Source organism: Modicisalibacter sp. 'Wilcox', assembly GCF_010993675.1.
In the GTDB taxonomy this organism is placed as follows: Bacteria; Pseudomonadota; Gammaproteobacteria; order Pseudomonadales; family Halomonadaceae; genus Modicisalibacter; species Modicisalibacter tunisiensis.
The window spans coordinates 135,946-152,509 of record NZ_WNXF01000002.1; the positions used below are offsets into that span (position 1 = coordinate 135,946).

The 16,564-nt window shown below is 70.1% G+C and carries 16 protein-coding genes; 8 read left to right on the forward strand and 8 right to left on the reverse strand.

The window, feature by feature from the left end:
- Positions 1-43 precede the first annotated feature (43 nt).
- Together G7A98_RS02535 and G7A98_RS02540 are read left to right on the forward strand one after the other, a co-directional pair.
- Positions 44-520 (forward strand): nodulation efficiency, NfeD-like protein, encoded by a 477-nt coding sequence (locus G7A98_RS02535; protein ID WP_346427252.1) that lies wholly within the window; start codon positions 44-46, stop codon positions 518-520.
- Positions 513-1,580 (forward strand): SPFH domain-containing protein, encoded by a 1,068-nt coding sequence (locus G7A98_RS02540; protein WP_163647921.1) that lies wholly within the window; start codon positions 513-515, stop codon positions 1,578-1,580. Before G7A98_RS02535 ends, G7A98_RS02540 begins: the two co-directional genes overlap by 8 nt.
- Here G7A98_RS02540 and G7A98_RS02545 read toward each other — a convergent pair.
- A complete protein-coding gene (locus tag G7A98_RS02545) occupies positions 1,568-2,467 on the reverse strand; it encodes a LysR family transcriptional regulator (protein WP_163647922.1) in 900 nt (299 codons plus the stop codon). The genes G7A98_RS02540 and G7A98_RS02545 overlap by 13 nt on opposite strands.
- A 167-nt stretch (positions 2,468-2,634) precedes the next feature.
- On the opposite strand from G7A98_RS02545, the gene G7A98_RS02550 reads away from it, so the two are divergent.
- Both G7A98_RS02550 and G7A98_RS02555 read left to right on the forward strand, forming a co-directional pair.
- Positions 2,635-3,117 carry a DoxX family protein gene (locus G7A98_RS02550; protein WP_163647923.1) on the forward strand — a complete coding sequence of 161 codons (483 nt, stop codon included), beginning with the start codon at positions 2,635-2,637 and terminating at the stop codon, positions 3,115-3,117.
- A 37-nt stretch (positions 3,118-3,154) separates the two neighbouring features.
- A complete protein-coding gene (locus G7A98_RS02555; RefSeq protein WP_163647924.1) occupies positions 3,155-3,964 on the forward strand; it encodes a class III extradiol ring-cleavage dioxygenase in 810 nt (269 codons plus the stop codon).
- Positions 3,965-4,012: 48 nt separating this feature from the next.
- On the opposite strand, the gene G7A98_RS02560 is transcribed toward G7A98_RS02555, so the two are convergent.
- Entirely contained in the window at positions 4,013-5,248 is a 1,236-nt protein-coding gene (locus G7A98_RS02560) for an amino acid deaminase (RefSeq protein WP_163647925.1), read from the reverse strand.
- Positions 5,249-5,408: 160 nt separating this feature from the next.
- Between G7A98_RS02560 and efeU the strand changes: the two genes are divergently transcribed.
- The 4 genes from efeU to efeO (G7A98_RS02580) are packed head-to-tail and all read left to right on the forward strand — an operon-like array spanning position 5,409 to position 9,619.
- Positions 5,409-6,245 carry an iron uptake transporter permease EfeU gene (gene efeU, locus G7A98_RS02565; protein ID WP_163647926.1) on the forward strand — a complete coding sequence of 279 codons (837 nt, stop codon included), beginning with the start codon at positions 5,409-5,411 and terminating at the stop codon, positions 6,243-6,245.
- Between the two features lie 13 nt (positions 6,246-6,258).
- Positions 6,259-7,407 carry an iron uptake system protein EfeO gene (gene efeO / locus G7A98_RS02570; protein WP_205596199.1) on the forward strand — a complete coding sequence of 383 codons (1,149 nt, stop codon included), beginning with the start codon at positions 6,259-6,261 and terminating at the stop codon, positions 7,405-7,407.
- A 33-nt stretch (positions 7,408-7,440) separates the two neighbouring features.
- Positions 7,441-8,742 (forward strand): iron uptake transporter deferrochelatase/peroxidase subunit, encoded by a 1,302-nt coding sequence (gene efeB / locus G7A98_RS02575; protein ID WP_163647928.1) that lies wholly within the window; start codon positions 7,441-7,443, stop codon positions 8,740-8,742.
- 40 nt (positions 8,743-8,782) lie between these two features.
- On the forward strand, positions 8,783-9,619 hold the full coding sequence (efeO, locus tag G7A98_RS02580) for an iron uptake system protein EfeO (RefSeq protein WP_205596200.1): 837 nt from the start codon (positions 8,783-8,785) through the stop codon (positions 9,617-9,619).
- A gap of 57 nt (positions 9,620-9,676) precedes the next feature.
- Here the strand turns inward: efeO (G7A98_RS02580) and G7A98_RS02585 are convergent, their stop codons facing one another.
- The 6 genes from G7A98_RS02585 to hyi form a co-directional block, all read right to left on the reverse strand.
- Complete coding sequence (locus tag G7A98_RS02585) at positions 9,677-10,312, reverse strand: TetR/AcrR family transcriptional regulator (RefSeq protein ID WP_163647929.1); 636 nt, start codon at positions 10,310-10,312, stop codon at positions 9,677-9,679.
- Positions 10,260-11,417: an NADH:flavin oxidoreductase gene (locus tag G7A98_RS02590; RefSeq protein ID WP_163647930.1), complete on the reverse strand. Its 1,158-nt coding sequence runs from the start codon at positions 11,415-11,417 to the stop codon at positions 10,260-10,262. The genes G7A98_RS02585 and G7A98_RS02590 overlap by 53 nt, the downstream gene beginning before the upstream one ends.
- Before the next feature lie 109 nt (positions 11,418-11,526).
- Positions 11,527-12,996, reverse strand: a complete 1,470-nt coding sequence (pyk, locus tag G7A98_RS02595; protein WP_163647931.1) for a pyruvate kinase — start codon at positions 12,994-12,996, stop codon at positions 11,527-11,529.
- The gene (locus G7A98_RS02600; RefSeq protein ID WP_163647932.1) at positions 12,996-14,348 is read right to left on the reverse strand and encodes a glycerate kinase; all 1,353 of its coding nucleotides are present in this window, start codon (positions 14,346-14,348) and stop codon (positions 12,996-12,998) included. Before G7A98_RS02600 ends, pyk begins: the two co-directional genes overlap by 1 nt.
- 183 nt (positions 14,349-14,531) lie before the next feature.
- Positions 14,532-15,416 (reverse strand): 2-hydroxy-3-oxopropionate reductase, encoded by an 885-nt coding sequence (locus G7A98_RS02605; protein WP_163647933.1) that lies wholly within the window; start codon positions 15,414-15,416, stop codon positions 14,532-14,534.
- Positions 15,417-15,631: 215 nt separating this feature from the next.
- Entirely contained in the window at positions 15,632-16,411 is a 780-nt protein-coding gene (hyi, locus tag G7A98_RS02610) for a hydroxypyruvate isomerase (RefSeq protein ID WP_163647934.1), read from the reverse strand.
- Positions 16,412-16,564: the final 153 nt, after the last annotated feature.

A 16,564-nucleotide genomic window follows, 5' to 3' on the forward strand; every position in this document is an offset into this window, starting at 1 on the left:
GCCGGGTACCCGGCCCCCTACAGTGACAAGGAGGCAAGACACGATGATGAGCTGGAGTCCCCCGGTGGTATGGGTCCTGATCGCCCTGCTGCTGGGGCTATCCGAACTGCTGACAGGCGGTGTCGTCATGCTGGCGCTGGGGGCCGCGGCCCTGCTCACGGCCGGCGTGGCGGCCCTGGATGCCTCGTACAGCATGCAGTTGCTGGCGATGGGCATCTTCTCGGGCGTGCTGGCGCCACTCGCCGTCTGGAAGCTCCAGCCGCACTTTTCCCCCAGGGGGATGAGGTACGGCAACACCGGCAGTGGCCAGGAATCCGGTCAGCGGTTCAAGACCCTGACACGCGATTTCGACCAGGCCACCGTCATCAAGATCAAGGGCGATCTCTATCGACTGCGGGTGGCCGGCAGCGGGGAAATGGCCCTGCCGGACGGCACGCCCGTCATCCTCGATCATTTCGAGGGAGCCACCGCCATCGTGCACCTGGAAAACCACCCTGAAGAAGGAGCCTCCCATGGCTGATGCGCTGCTGTTTTCTCCGGCCACCGTGCTGGCGCTGATCATTGTCCTGATCGGCATTCTCGTCATCGTCAAGGGGCTGGTCATTGTGCGCCAGTCGGAAGTGATGGTCATCGAGCGGCTGGGTTCGTTTCACCGTGTCATCGAGAGCGGAATCAACGTCATTATCCCGTTCATCGAGCAGCCGCGAGCCATCACGATGATCCGCTACGAGAAGCGGGGCGACGACTACACCGCCGTCAGCCGCCAAGAAACGCGCATCGATCGCCGGGAGACCGTCATGGACTTCCCGGGCCAGCCAGTGGTGACGACGGATAATGTCACGGTGAGGATCAATGGCGCCCTCTACTACCAGATCATCGACCCGAAGAATGCGGTGTATGAGGTCGAGAACGTCGTCCAGGCGGTAGAGGTCCTGGCCAAGACAACGCTGCGCAGTGTCGTCGGCAAGATGGAGCTCGACAAGCTGTTCGAGAGCCGGTCGGAAGTGAACGACCAGATCCAGTCCGCGATGGAGGAACCGGCTTCAAAGTGGGGGGTAAAGATCACTCGCGTCGAGGTTCAGGACATCAGCATGCCCGAGGAAGTCGAGGAAGCCATGCGGCTCCAGATGGCGGCCGAGCGCAAGCGTCGCGCGACCGTCACCGAGGCCGAGGGCAACAAGCAGGCGGCGATTGCCCGGGCAGAAGGGGAGCGCCAGTCGGCGATTCTGAATGCCGAAGGCGACAAGGAGTCGGCCATCCTGCGTGCCGAGGGGGAACGCGAATCCATCAAGCTGGTGCTGGAGTCTCTCGGCGAGGGAGAAGAGCACAAGCGTACGGTGGTCAGCTACCTGCTCGGCCAGTCCTACATCAAGACCCTTCCCGACATGGCGGCCCAGGGGGAGCGGGTGTTCGTGCCCTACGAGTCGTCAGCGCTGATCGGCTCGATGGGCATGTTCCGCGGGCTGACCGGCACGCCCGAGGATGCCGTCTCGCGCCACCTCGCCGAGCAGGGCGGCAATGCCGCCATGCGGGCCGGTGTCGTCGGTGGCGCGGCCGCCAGCCCTGGTCAGTCCCAGTAGGGCGGGTCGCCGAAGGCCCCCTCCAGGAAATCGACGAAACAGCGCACCTTGCTCGCCAGCAGCTGGCGGTGGACGTATACCGCATAGAGCGACATCGGCTCGGGCTCGTGCTCCGGCATGAGGACCTTCAGGCTCCCGGCGCGGATCGCGGCGCCGGCGATGAAGGTGGGCTGCAGGGCGATGCCGGCGCCGGCGATGGCCGCCTCGACCAGCACGTCACCGTTGTTGCTGACCAGGTCCCCGTCGGCGGGCTGGCCGCGACCCGGCAGCCACCGGAAGACCGACTCGCCGGCCTCCGGCTCCATGTAGCTGTAACGCAGGTGGCGATGCGCCTTGAGGTCTTCCGGGCACCGCGGCGTGCCGTGCCGTGCCAGGTACTCGGGCGAGGCGCACAGCACCAGACGCACCGGCGCGATCCGCTTGGCGATCAGCGAGGAGCTCTTCAGGTGGCCGATCCGCAGGGCGATATCGAAGCCTTCCTCGACGATGTCGACCTTGCGATCGTTCAGCTGCAGGTCGATGCCGACGGCAGGATGCGCGCGCTGGAAGTCACTCAGCAGGGGCGCCAGGTGGCGAATGGCGAACGACACCGGCGCGCTGATCCGCAACCGGCCCCGGGCCTGGGTCTGCAGGTCGCCGAGCTGGTGTTCCATGTCGTCGATGTCGCTGAGCACCTGCTGGGCGCGCTGGTGATAGCTGGCGCCGGCTTCGGTGAGGTGGATCCTGCGCGTGGTGCGGTTGAGCAGGCGCACCCCCAGGTGCTGCTCGAGCCGGGAGACGTACTTGCTGACCAGCTGCGGGGACATCGCCAGTCGCTCGGCGGCCTTGGTGAAGCTGCCTTCGCTCACCACCGTGACGAAGGTACGCATGGCATCGAGACGGTCCATCGATCGCTCCAGAGGGCGGGGGCACCCATATTATCAACGCAACATTGCTAAACAGCCAATGACTGCCCTCTTATTCTCTTTTCCCGGCAACAGTAAAGTGGCGCCATCCTCCCCCGAGGGAAGGGCCCTCGGGCTACATTCGTAGAGAAAGAATCAAGGTGACGACCATGAACTCTCGATTCGCACACAACCTGGTGCACACCCGCGCCGGCCTGGCCGCGCTGGTCCTGCGGGTTCCGGTGGGGCTGATCCTGGCCGCCCACGGGTCACAGAAACTGTTCGGCTGGTTCGGTGGCTACGGGCTGGAAGGCACCGGCCAGTGGCTGGCCAGCATCGGCCTGGCGCCGGGCCACCTGATGGCGCTGCTGGCCGGCAGTGCCGAGTTCTTCGGCGGGCTGGCGCTGGTGCTGGGCCTGCTGGCCCGTCCGGCGGCGCTGGTGGTGGCCTTCACCATGCTGGTGGCCATCGTCTCGGTGCATATCGGCAATGGCCTGTTCATCGCCAACAACGGCTTCGAGTACGCCCTGAGCCTGTTCGTGGTCATGCTGGCCCTGGCCATCCAGGGCGCGGGACGCTTCTCGCTGGACGGCCTGCTGGCCTCGCGCCTCGCGGATGCCGGGGCCGGACGGCACGCGGCGACCGTCCAGTGACGCGTGCCGAACGCGTTCCCCTGAAGGAGCCAACGCCATGACCCCCACGACCGATGTGCTTTTCCTGTCCCATGGCGGCGGCCCGATGCCGCTGCTGGGCGACCCGGACCACCGCGAGATGGTGGAGCGGCTCACCGAGCTCGCCGGCCGGCTGCGCCGACCCTCCGCCATCCTGGTCATCAGCGCCCACTGGGAGGCGTCGGTGCCGACGATCACCTCGGGGGCCAACCCCGAGCTGATCTACGACTACTACGGCTTCCCGCCCGAGTCCTACGAGATCACCTACCCCTGCCCCGGCGAACCGGCACTGGCGCAACAGGTCCACCAGGCGCTGGAGCAGGCCGGGATAGCGGCCCGGCTCGACGACCGGCGCGGCTTCGACCACGGGCTGTTCGTGCCCCTCAAGCTGATGTACCCGCAGGCGGACATCCCCTGCGTGCAGCTGTCGCTGGTCGACAGCCTGGACGCCAGGACGCACCTGGCCATCGGCCGGGCCCTGCAGGCGCTGGACGTCCCGAACCTGCTGGTGATCGGCTCCGGGTTCTCCTTCCACAACATGAAGGCGTTCTTCGGGCCCAGCACCCCGGAGATCGAGGCCCGCAACCTGGCCTTCGAGGCGTGGCTCGAGGCGACCTGCTGCGACACGGGGCTCACCGAAGCCCAGCGTACCGAGCGGCTGGTCCACTGGGAGCGCGCCCCCCATGCCCGCTTCTGCCATCCCCGGGAGGAGCACCTGCTGCCGCTGCACGTCTGCTACGGCCTGGCGGGCCGGCCCAGCGAGCCCCCCATCGTCGCCACCATCCTCCGCAAGAAGGCAGGCATGTTCCACTGGCCGGCCGCCCGCTGAGCCCGGGCGACTCCATGGCGTCGCGGCCCGCCCCGGGCCGTCGGCGCGTCAGAAGGACGTCGCCATCACCTCCTGCACCGCGAGGTGAGCGTCGACACGCAGCACTCGGCGCCACTTGTCGAAGGTCAGGCAGGGGTGCGAGGCGCCGAAGGCCACGATGTCGCCGACGCGCACGTCGCCTACGCGCACGTCGCCCGCCTCCGCCGGCAGCGCCAGGAAGGCGTGCTGGTCCATCAGCCGGGTCACCCGCCAGCCCGTCACGTCCAGCGGCTGATCGGCACGCCCGCCCTCGCGGAAGCGTCGCAGCGGCACCGGCAGGGTATCGGCGCCGATATCGCGCTTGCCGAGCGCGGCGATCGCCAGCCCCGGCTCGGGCAGCGACTGGATCTGGGCGAAGACCTCCAGCGCCGGGCGCAGGCCCTCGTGCAGGGCCGGGCGACGCGCCAGCACGCCCTGCTGGGCCTCGCGGTAGATGCCGTGATCATGGACCACGTAGCAGCCGGGGCGCAGGACCGGCGTGAAGCGCGAGGTAATCCCGGACGCCTCGAAGACCTCGGCCACCAGGTCGTACCAGGCCGACCCCGCCGCGGTGATGATCGGCGCCTCGACCGGCAAGTGCCCCGCCCGATCGAGCCGCCGTGCCGCCTCGACCAGCCGCGCGGCATAGTCGCGCACCGCCGAGACCGGATCGGCCGCCTGCACCACGCCTTCGTAGCCCTCCAGGCCGATCAGGCGCAGCGCCGGCTCGGCCGCGATCCGGCGCGCCAGTGCCTCGACCTGTTCCACGCTGCGACAGCCGGTGCGCCCGCCGGGCACGCCCAGCTCGATCAGCACGTCGAGGGTCTGCCCCCGGTCGGCGAAGAAGGCCCCCAGCTCGCCGACGTTGTCCGCGCCGTCGACCACGCAGCAGAATTCGGCACCGGCGGCCAGCAGCTCGGCGACGATCGTCAGGTTGGCCCGGCCGACGAGCTGGTTGGCCATCAGCAGGCGTGTCACGCCGGCGGCGAAGGCCGCCCGGCACTGCGGCGCGGTGGCCAGGGTGATGCCCCAGGCACCGGCGTCGAGCTGGCGCTGGAACAGCGCCGGCGCCATGGTGGTCTTGCCGTGGGGCGCGAGATACGCGCCGTGGGCCTCGGTAAAGCGCTGCATCCACGCCAGGTTGTGGGCCAGCGCCGGCTCGTGGATCACCGCCGCCGGCAGGCTCACGTCCGCCAGCAGGTCGCTTCCGGTCTCGGGCAGGCCCTTGTCGCCGGGCACCTCTCCCGCATTCGCTGTTTCCGTCATCGCTGCCTCCCTCGAGCATCTGTTGGTGCGCCTCGCGACATTCTGCCATCCCGGGCGACTTGCCGCCGCCCCAGAGGAAGGAGTAACCTTTGCATTCGATAACGAATCTCATTCGTTATCGATAATGCGTCCTCTTACCTCGTCTCGCCAGGACACCGACATGCTCGTTCCCTTTCTCATCATGCTGCGCGAAGGGCTCGAAGCCGCCCTGATCGTCGGCATCATCGCCAGCTATCTCAAGCAGACCGGCCGCGGCGCCTGGATGCCCGCCGTGTGGGTCGGCATCCTTCTGGCCACCACGCTGGCGCTGCTTGTCGGCGCCGGCCTGCAGTTCGCCAGTGCCGAGTTTCCCCGGCGCGAGCAGGAGCTGTTCGAGGCCTTCGTCGGCCTGGTCGCCGTGGGTGTGCTGACCTGGATGGTCTTCTGGATGCGTCGCGCCGCCCGGGGCATGCGCCAGGCGCTGACCGGCGCCCTCGACGATGCCTTCGCCAGCGGCCGGGGCCACAGCCTGGCGCTGATCGGCATGGTGTTTCTCGCCGTCGCCCGCGAGGGCCTGGAATCGGTGTTCTTCCTGCTCGCGGTGTTCCAGCAGAGTGCCGGCGCCGCCGCACCGCTGGGCGCCCTGCTGGGCATCCTCGCCTCGGTGGCGGTGGGCCTGGCCATCTACCGCGGCAGCCTGCGGCTCAACCTGGCGCACTTCTTCCGCCTGACCGGGCTGTTCATCCTGCTGGTGGCCGCCGGCCTGCTTGCCGGCGCCGTGCGCGCCCTGCACGAGGCCGGGCTGTGGAACCACGCCCAGCAGGTGCTCTTCGATCTGGGCGGGCGCCTGCCGCTGGACTCGCCGCTGGGCGCGGTGTTCTCGGGCGTGTTCGGCTACCAGCCCGCCCCCACGCTCGGCGAGGCCGTGGTCTATGTGGGCTACCTGCTGATCACCCTGCTGGCCTTCTTCCGCCCCGCCCCGGCGCGGGCCGCCACCCCGCCGGCCGATGCCCGCTGACCGGAGAGCCACCATGAGTCAATCTACCCCCCCGTCATCGCGTCTGCTCAGGCTGGGCGTGCCGGCCGCCGCCGCGGCGATGCTGGCCGCGCTGGGGCTGTTCGCCCTGTCGCTGGACGGCCGTGGCAGCCCCGACGCCGGCACCCGGCTGGTCGTAACCGCCGAGGGCTGCCGGCCCGAGACGCTCAGCGTGCCCGCCGGCGACACCACCTTCACCATCGTCAACGACTCCGAGCGTGCCATCGAGTGGGAGATTCTCGACGGGGTGATGGTGCTCGAGGAGCGCGAGAACATCGCCCCCGGCCTGCACCAGCCGCTGACCGCCCGCCTCGCGCCCGGCGACTACACCATGACCTGCGGCCTGCTGAGCAATCCGCGCGGCACGCTGCACGTCACCGCCAATGACGACGCGGCGCCGGTGGCCCGCCTGTCGCGCCAGGACTTCATCGGTGCCCTGGCCGAGTACAAAGTCTATCTCACCCTGCAGGGCCGCCGGCTGACCGACGCCGCCGACACCCTGCACCAGGCCATTGCCGCCGGGGATCTCGACGCGGCACGGGCCGCCTACCGCCGGGCGCGGCTGATCGACCAGCGCCTGGCGATGGCCACCGGGCTGTTCAGCGACCTGGATCAGCGCCTCAACGCCCGCGCCGACGACTTCGCGCGCCGCGAGAACGACCCGCAGTTCGTCGGCTTCCATCGCCTGGCCCACGGCCTGTTCACGGCCGGCCGCACCGAGGGCCTGGCACCGGTCGCCGCGCAGCTGGTCGAGGACGCCCGCACCCTGACGACGCGCCTGCGCCAGGCGTCGATTCCCCCGGCCCAGCTGGCCGACGGCAGCGCCCGGGCCCTGCAGGTCTGGCTCGACCACAACGCCGACCCGGCCGGGGACCGGCCGGCGCTGGAGGCCCGCGAGCGGCGCGACCTGCGCGGCCTGACCCAGGGCGCCGACAAGATCGTTTCGCTGCTCGATCCGCTGCTCGAGCGCCGTGCCCCGCAGCTGCGCCAGCGGCTGCACGACGCACTCGACACGCTCCAGACAGCCCTGCCCGATAGCGCCACGGCCGGCGACGGCGCCGACCGCGACGCCCTGGTGGCGGACACCCGGGCGCTGGCCGACATCCTGCAGCGACTCAACCCCGCGCTGGCCCTGAACGGCTGATGCTTCCTCCTTGCACTACCACGGTTTTCCGCCATGAGTGACCAACCCGACACCCCTTCACGCTGCCCGTTCACGCTGGACCGCCGCCGCTTCCTGCAGGGGCTCGGCGCGGCCGGCGCCGGTGTCGCCGCCGGCGGCCTGGGACGGCCGGCCCGGGCCGCCGATGATCATGCCGTCACCGGTGCCCCGGTCAGCACCACCACGGCGCAGGCCTACCCCTTCCACGGCCGCCACCAGCAGGGCATTCTCACCCCGCGACCGGCGGCCGGCATGGTGGTCGCCTGCGACGTACTGGCCCGCAACCGCACCGGGCTCGAACGCCTGCTGCGCACCCTCACCGAGCGCATCGCCTTCCTGACCGAAGGCGGTACCTACCCCGAGCGCGACCCCGCCTACCCGCCGGCGGACTCCGGCATCCTCGGGCCGACCATCGCCCCGGACGGGTTGACCGTCACCGTCTCGCTCGGCGCCTCGCTGTTCGATACGCGCTTCGGCCTGGCCGACGCCCGGCCGCGTCACCTGCAGCGCATGACCGGCTTCCCCAACGATGCCCTGGAGCCGGAGCGCTGCCACGGCGACCTGTCGCTGCAGATCTGCGCCAACACCCACGACACCACCCTTCACGCCCTGCGCGATCTCATCAAGCACACCCCGGGGCTGCTGATGGTGCGCTGGAAGCAGGAGGGCACGGTCCCGGTGGTGCCACCCCGCGATAACGGCCCGACGCCCAGCGCGCGCAACTACCTGGGCTTTCGCGACGGCACCGCCAACCCGGACACCGACGACGCGACGCTGATGGACGCGCTGATCTGGACCGGCGACGACCCCGAGGAGCCGGCCTGGACCCGGGGCGGCAGCTATCAGGTGGTGCGCATCATCCGCAACTACGTGGAGCGCTGGGATCGCACCCCGCTGGCCGAGCAGGAAGCCGTGTTCGGCCGCCACAAGGCCAGCGGCGCGCCGCTGGACGGCGCGCAGGAACACGACACGCCCGACTACGCCGCCGATCCCGAGGGCAGGATCACCCCGCTCGACGCCCATATCCGTCTGGCCAACCCCCGCACGCCAGGCTTCGAGAAACATCGCATCCTGCGCCGGCCCTTCAACTACTCCAACGGCGTCGAGGCCAACGGCCAGTTCGACATGGGCCTGCTGTTCATCGTCTACCAGGCGGATCTGCAGGCGGGCTTCATCACCGTGCAGAACCGCCTCAACGGCGAGCCGCTGGAGGAGTACATCCAGCCGGTCGGCGGGGGCTACTTCTTCACCCTGCCGGGCGTCGTCGACACAACCGACTACCTGGGCCGCGCGCTGCTCGAGGCGACCGCGACCTGATGCCGATCCACAACCCCACCCCCGACCAAGGAGTCATTGCATGTCATCCCGTTCGCTGCTGATTGCCGCTGCCGCCTTCGGCCTCATGGCCCTGCAGGCCCCCGCCCGGGCGGATGTCGAGCCCGAGGCGCTGGTCGAGCCGGTCGCCGACTACAAGCTCTACGTGCTCGACAACCTCGACGCCTTCGTCGGCCACGCCCGCGACTTCACCCGGGCCATCGAGGCCGGCGACCTCGAGCGCGCCCGGTCGCTGTACGCGCCGACCCGCGTCTACTACGAGCGCATCGAGCCGGTCGCCGAACTGTTCGCCGACCTCGACGCCAGCATCGATGCCCGCGAGGACGACTACGAGAAGGGCGTCGACGATCCCGACTTCACCGGTTTCCATCGCCTCGAGTACGGCCTGTTCAAGCGGCAGACCACCGACGGGCTCGCCCCCTATGCCAAGCGCCTGATGAGCGACGTTCAGGACCTGGAATCCCGCGTCCAGGGCCTGACCTTCCCGCCCGCCAGGGTGGTCGGTGGCGCCGCGGCACTGATGGAGGAAGTGGCCGCGACCAAGGTCAGCGGCGAGGAGGATCGCTACAGCCACACCGATCTGTGGGACTTCCAGGGCAACGTGGACGGTTCGCAGAAGATCTTCGCGCTGTTCAGGCCGCTGATCGCCGAGGAAGACCCGGCGTTCGTCCGGCGCGTCGAGGACAACTTCGCCGCCGTCGAGGCGACGCTCGCCCATTACCGGCTGGCGGCGGACGACCCCGAGGCGGGCTTCGTCAGCTACGAGAAGGTCAGCGACAAGGACCGCCGCGCCCTGGTCGGTCCGGTGACCGTGCTGGCCGAGGACCTCTCGACCCTGCGCGGCAAGCTGGGGCTGTAGGGCGGCCGGAAAGGCCGGGGAAGGTCAGGAGGGAACCGGCGCCGCCGGCTCCTGAACTCAGGGCGGGGCACCACCCCGCAGCAGCGCCACGGCCTGACGGATCGCCTCGCGCGCGGGCGCGGCCTCGCCCTGCGCCTTGGTCAGGGTCGCCGCGCCCTGCTGCAGGGCTATGACGAAGGCCGCCAGCGATGCGGGCGGCGCCGTGGCGGCGATCTCGCCCCGCGCCTGCAGGTCGGCGATGACCGGCGTCAGCGCCGACTCGATCCCGGCGAAACAGGTCTTCACGGCCTCGCGATAGCCGTCCTCGCTCTCGTGAAGGCCGGCCACGATGGTCCCCGCGGGGCAGCCACGTCGGCAGTGCAACGCCTCCAGCTCCTCGATGAAGCCGAGCAGCCAGCGCTCCAGATCCGCCAGGGTGGCGATCTCCCCGCGCAGCGGTGTCATGGACGCCTCGAGGCGTGCCTCGAAGTCGCCCAGCACCGCCTCGACCAGCGCATCCTTGTTGCGAAAGTGCTGGTAGAACTGGCTCTTGCCGGCACCGGCCCGGCGCAGGATGGCGTCCAGGCCGGTGCCGTCGACGCCGCGCGCATGGAACAGCTCGGCGGCGGCGTCGACGATGCGACGCCGGGTCTGTTCGCCCTTACGCCGGAGCGGCGGTTTCCCGGGTGTCGGTGTGGTTTGGGGAGACTCCATTGCGTTCTCGCCATTGCGCTTCGTTGGCCAGATTGGCGTGCGGGGCCAGCATAGCAAAATCCATCGCCGTCAGCGGCAGGCCCTCGCGCACGCGCCGCGGCCAGTCACGGTTGGCCAGCGCCAGCTTGCCGACCGCCACCAGGTCCGCCTCGCCGGCGGCCAGCACCGCTTCCGCCACCGCCGGGTCGCCGAGGTTGCCGTTGGCGATGACCGGCACGCCGACACGTTCCCGCGCCAGGGCCGCCAGGCTCTGCTCGGTGCCCTCGAAAGCGGGCGCCCGCGCTTCGATATCGGAAAGATGCACGTAATCCAGGGCCTCCTCGGCCACGCCCCGCAGCAGGGCATCGGCCTCGTCCAGACCTGCCCAGCGGTAGTCCGGATCGGTCACCTTCACCTGGGAGAGGCGGATGCCGACCAGGAAATCCTCGCCGACCGCGTCGCGGACCGCCCGGATGACCGCACGGGGCAGGGCCAGGCGCCCTTCGACGCTGCCACCCCAGCGATCGCGGCGCCGGTTGAAGCCGGTGGAGAGGAACTGGTCGAGCAGATAGCCATTGGCGGCGTGCAGCTCGACCCCGTCGAAGCCGGCCTCGCGGGCGCGCCGGGCCGCATCGACGAAGCCGGCGATGACCGCCTCGATGTCCGCTTCGCTCATCTCCCGCGGCACGCGGTACGGCCCCTGGCCGCCATAGAAGCCGAGCTGCTCGCCCTTCGGCGCCACGGCGGAGGGCCCGGCGGTATCGTCACGGAAACGGTTGCCCTGGGTCTGGGCGCCGCCATGCATCAGCTGGGCGATGAACACCCCGCCCTGGTCGTGCACCGCCTCCACCACCGGCCGCCAGCTGTCGCGCTGGGCGTCGTTGGCCAGGCCTGGCTGACCGAGATACCCCTGGCTGTACGCCTCGTCGGTATAGATGCCTTCGGTGATCAGCGTGGCGAAGCCGCCCGCGGCGAAATCGCGGTAGTAGTCACGCATCGCCGCCGTGGCGTGCCCTTCGGCGGTACCACTGACCCGCGTCATGGGCGCCAGGACGGCGCGGTTGGTAAGCTCACGCCCCTTGAGACGCACCGGGCTGAACAGTTGCGAATAGGTCGAGGTGGTCATGGATTCGCTGACTCCCTGGCAGTTGCTGCCTGAAAATGTACTGATCGGTACATCCTAGACAGCCACCCGGCCTTTCGCAACACCCGGACCGGAGCGCCGGTCCGCGGCATCACGGCGCCATGACCCGCACCTTCACCGTGTTGGTGCCACCGTGGGCGTTCACGTGATCGCCGCGGGTGAGGATCACGTGGTCGCCGGACTCGGCGATACCGCGCTCGCGCAGCAACTGGAGGGCGCGGGCATCGAGGGCCTCGGCGGGGATGTCGGTGGTGTCGAAGGGCAGCGAGACCACGCCGCGATACAGCGCCATGCGCCGCTGGGCGATGGGGCTGTGGGCGAGGCCGACGATCGGCAGCCCCGAGCGGATCCGCGAGGCGATCAGCGGCGTGTAGCCGGTCGAGGTCATGCAGGCGATCGCCGCCACGCCGGAGAGGTGGTTGGCGGCGTACATGGCGGACAGGGCCACGGTCTCGTCGATCCGCGAGAAGCCCTCGTGGATGCGGTGCTTGGACTCCTGGGCGCTGCGCTCGCGCTCGGCGCCCAGGCACAGCCGGTCCATCGCCTCGATGGTCTCCACCGGGTAGTCGCCGGCGGCGGTCTCGGCGGAGAGCATCACCGCATCGGTGCCGTCGAGCACGGCGTTGGCGACGTCGAACACCTCGGCGCGGGTGGGCAGCGGCGACTCGATCATCGACTCCATCATCTGGGTGGCGGTGATCACCGCGCGGTTGAGCGTGCGCGCGCGCTGGATCAGGCGCTTCTGCACGCCGATCAGCTGGGCGTCGCCGATCTCCACGCCGAGATCGCCGCGGGCCACCATCACCGCCTCGCTGGCGCAGATGATGCCGTCCAGCGTCGCGTCGTCGGCCACCGCCTCGGCGCGCTCGATCTTGGCCACCAGGCCGATCTCGGCCCCCGCCTCGCCGAGCAGCTCGCGGGCGAGCTGCATGTCGGCCGCCGAGCGCGGGAAGGACACCGCCAGATAGTCCACGCCGATGTCGATGGCGGTCTGCAGGTCCTCGCGGTCCTTGTCGGTGAGCGCCGCGGCGGACAGCCCGCCGCCCTGCTTGTTGATGCCCTTGTTGTTGGAGAGCTTGCCGCCGACCCGCACCCGGGTGTGCACCCTCGGCGGTTCGACCCGTTCCACCTCGAGCTCGAGGCGGCCGTCGTCGAGCAGCAGCACATCGCCCGGGGCGACGTCCCCGGCGAGCTGCTGGTAGTCGCAGCCGACCCGGCTGGCGTCGCCGGCGTCACGGTCGAGCGAGACGTCGAGCACGAAGGGCTGGCCGATCTCGAGGGTCACCGCGCCCTCGGCGAAGCGCGCGATGCGGATCTTGGGCCCCTGCAGGTCGCCCAGCGCGGCCACGGTGCGACCGTGGCGCTCGGCGGCCTCGCGCACCGCGGTCAGGCGGCGGCGATGGTCCTCGGGGCTACCGTGGGAGAAGTTGAGGCGCACCACGTCGACACCGGCGGTGATCATCGCATCGAGCACGCCTGCACGGTCGCTGGCGGGGCCCAGGGTGGCGACGATCTTGGTGCGACGGATGGGCGCGTGGCGGCGGGCTTCGCGGAGACTCATCACAAGGCACCCCCCATCCCATCCTCCCTCACACCGTCCCCGTCCCGGCGCGGCATCACCAGGAGGGCGCGGAAGTCGTTGACGTTGGTGCGCGTCGGCCCGGTGACGATCAGCGCCTCGAGCGCGGCGAAGAAGCGGTAGGCATCGTTGCGCGCCAGGTAGTCGGCCGGCGATAGCCTGGCCTCGCAGGCGCGCTGCCAATGGTCGGGGCTGATCACCGCCCCGGCGTTGTCCTCGGAGCCGTCGATGCCGTCGGTGTCGATGGCCAGGGCGTAAATGCCCTCGGCGCCCTTGAGGGTGTCGAACACCCCCAGCAGGTACTCGACGTTGCGCCCACCGCGGCCCTCGCCGCGGACGGTGACGCTGGTCTCGCCGCCGGATAGGATCAGCAGCGGACGACGGCACTCGCCCTGGGCCTTGAGCGCCAGCATCGCCTGGGCCCGGCCCAGGTCACGGGCCTCGCCCTCGAGGTCGTCGCCCAGCACGCGTACGTCCAGGCCGCTGCGCGCGGCACGCTCGCGGGCGGCGGCCAGGGCGTCGGCAGCCCGCGCCAGCACCACGGTTTCGTCGCGGGCGAAGCCGGGGTCGTCGCGGCGCGGCGCGCTGCGGTCGCTGACCAGATGGCGGCGCACGCTGTCGGGCACGGTAATGCCGCGCCGCTCGAGGACCGCCAGGGCGTCGGCGGGCGTGGAGTCGTCGGGCAGGGTGGGACCGGAGGCGACCAGCGAGGGCACGTCGCCGGGCACGTCGGAGATCAGGTAGGTGACCACCCGCGCCGGATGCGCCGCCGCGGCGAGCCGCCCGCCCTTGATCGCCGAGAGGTGGCGACGCACGGTGTTGATCTCGCGGATCGGCGCGCCGCTTCTCAGCAGCTCGCGGTTGAGCGCCTGCTTCTGGCGCAGGGTCAGCCCGGGCGCCGGCCGGGTCATCAGCGCCGAGCCGCCGCCGGAGATCAGCGCGATCACCAGGTCGTCCTCGCCGAGCTCGCCCACCGCGGCGAGCATGCGCTCGGCGGCCTGCTCGCCGAGCGCGTCGGGCATGGGGTGCGAGGCCTCGAGCACCTCGATGCGCCGGCAGGCCTCGCCATGCCCGTGGCGGGTGACCACCAGCCCGTCCAGCGGGTCATCGCGTCCGGCGTCCCGGGCACGGGCCTGCCAGGCACGCTCGAGAGCCCGGGCCATCGCCGCCGCGGCCTTGCCGGCGCCGACCACCACGGTACGCCCGCACGGCGGATCGGGCAGTCGGTCGGGCAACAGGCTGGCGGGATGAACGGCGTCGATGGCCGTCTCGGCCAGCCGGGTCAGCCAGGTGCGGGTCGCCGCCTCGTCGGCGAAGGGGGTGAACGCCGTCATGCCGGACCTCCTCGGGGGGCATTGCGTCGCTGCCGGTCGATGCGGAAGGCGTCGACCGGGGCCGCCGGGCGCCAGGGCCCGGCGGGTGCGCATTCGGTGAAAAAAGCCCCGCCCTGCCGGCGTGTCGAGAGGCCGGCGGCGGGGACGCCAGGGAAGGGAGCGCGAGCAATGAGCCCGCGCGGATCACTCGATCGCGTGGTTGGCCAGCGCCTCGAGGGCCCGGACCATGCCGGCGTGATCCCAGTCGGCGCCGTCGTGGGCGACGCAGGCCTGGAACAGCTGCTGGGCGTTGGCGGTGCCGGGCAGCGCCAGGTTGAGGCTGCGTGCGCCTTCCAGTGCCAGGTTGAGATCCTTCTGGTGCAGCTTGATCTTGAAGCCCGGGTCGAAGGTGCGCTGGATCATGCGCTCGCCGTGGACGTCGAGGATCTTCGACTGGGCCAGGCCGCCGAGCAGCGACTCGCGCACCTTGGCGACGTCGGCACCGGCCTTCGAGGCGAACAGCAGGCCCTCGGAGACCGCCTCGATGGTCAGGGCGACGACGATCTGGTTGGCCACCTTGCAGGTCTGCCCGGCGCCGTGGCCGCCGATGTGGGTGATGGTCTTGCCCATGATCTCGAGCAGCGGCTCGGCGCGGGCGAAGCCCTCCTGGGTGGCGCCGACCATGATCGTCAGCGCAGCGTTGATCGCGCCGCCCTCGCCGCCGGAGACCGGGGCGTCGACGTACTCGCCGCCGGCCTCATGTATACGCCGGGCGAAGTCCTGGGTCGCCAGCGGGGCGATCGAGCTCATGTCGATGACCAGGGTGCCGGGCTTGAGCCCCTCGATCACCCCGCCCTCGCCGAACAGCACCTGCTCGACGTCGGGGGTGTCCGGCACCATGGTGATGATCACCTCGGAGGCCTCGGCGACCGCCTTGGGGTCGGCCAGCTCCTGCATACCCTTGTCGGCCAGTTCGCCGGCCAGCGGCTTGTTGCGCTTGACGGTGACCAGCTGGTGGCCGGCGTCGATCAGATGGCCCGCCATGGGACGGCCCATGATGCCCAGGCCGATAAAACCAATCTTGCTCATGATTGTTCTCCTGTCTTGTGATTTGCTGACGTTGAGATATGAGTGTTTGTCACTTACAGGGCACGTCGCTCAGGACCCACAAAGGATGAGCGCCGGGGGCAAGACAGAGCGAGGGTCCTGCGCCATGGATGGCGCAGGTAGCGCCCAGGGAGGGGTTCATAGCGCCCTCGCGTCGTCTTGACGCCGGAACAGCTCATCCGACAGCCATAAACTTCTTAGCCTCGCACCGTATCGAGCCAGCCTAGTCCCTCCTGAGTACCTGCCTTGGGCTTGTACTCGCAACCGATCCAGCCGTCGTAGCCCAACCGGTCGAGGTGGGCGAACAGGAACGGGTAGTTGATCTCGCCGGTGCCCGGCTCGTGGCGGCCCGGGTTGTCGGCCAGCTGCACGTGGGCGATGCGATCGAGGTGCTTCTCGATGGTCGGCGCCAGGTCCCCCTCCATGATCTGCATATGATAGATGTCGTACTGCAGCTTGAGGTTGTCGCTTCCCACCTCGTCGAACAGCGCCAGGGCCTGCTCGGTGCGGTTGAGGAAGAAGCCCGGGATGTCGCGGGTGTTGATCGGTTCGGCGATCAGCAGGATACCGGCGTCGGCGAGCCTGTCGGCGGCGAAGCGCAGGTTCTCCACCAGGGTGCGGCGGGCCTCGGCATCGCTGACGCCCTCGGGCTGGATACCCGCCAGGCAGTTGACCTGAGTGTTGCCCAGCACCTTAGCGTAGTCGATCGCCCGGTCGACACCGGCGCGGAACTCCTCGACCCGATCCGGGTGGCAGGCGATGCCGCGCTCGCCGGCGGCCCAGTCGCCGGCCGGCAGGTTGAACAGCACCTGGGTCAGCCCAAAGTCGTCGAGCCGCTGCCTGATGTCGGCGGCCGGGTAGTCGTAGGGGAAGAGGTACTCGACGCCCTTGAAGCCGGCGTCCGCGGCGGCCTTGAAGCGGTCGAGGAAGTCCTCCTCGGTGAACAGCATGCTGAGGTTGGCGGCGAATCTGGGCATATCGGATTCCTTTGGATCGTACATTGTGTCTCGGGGCTGATCCGGTGAGAGGCCTGGACGAGGGCGCTGTGAACCCCTCCCTGGGCGCTACCGATTCCCTCCCTGGAATCGGACCCTCTTCAGGCCTGTCCCCGGCGCCCCTCCTCGAGTCAG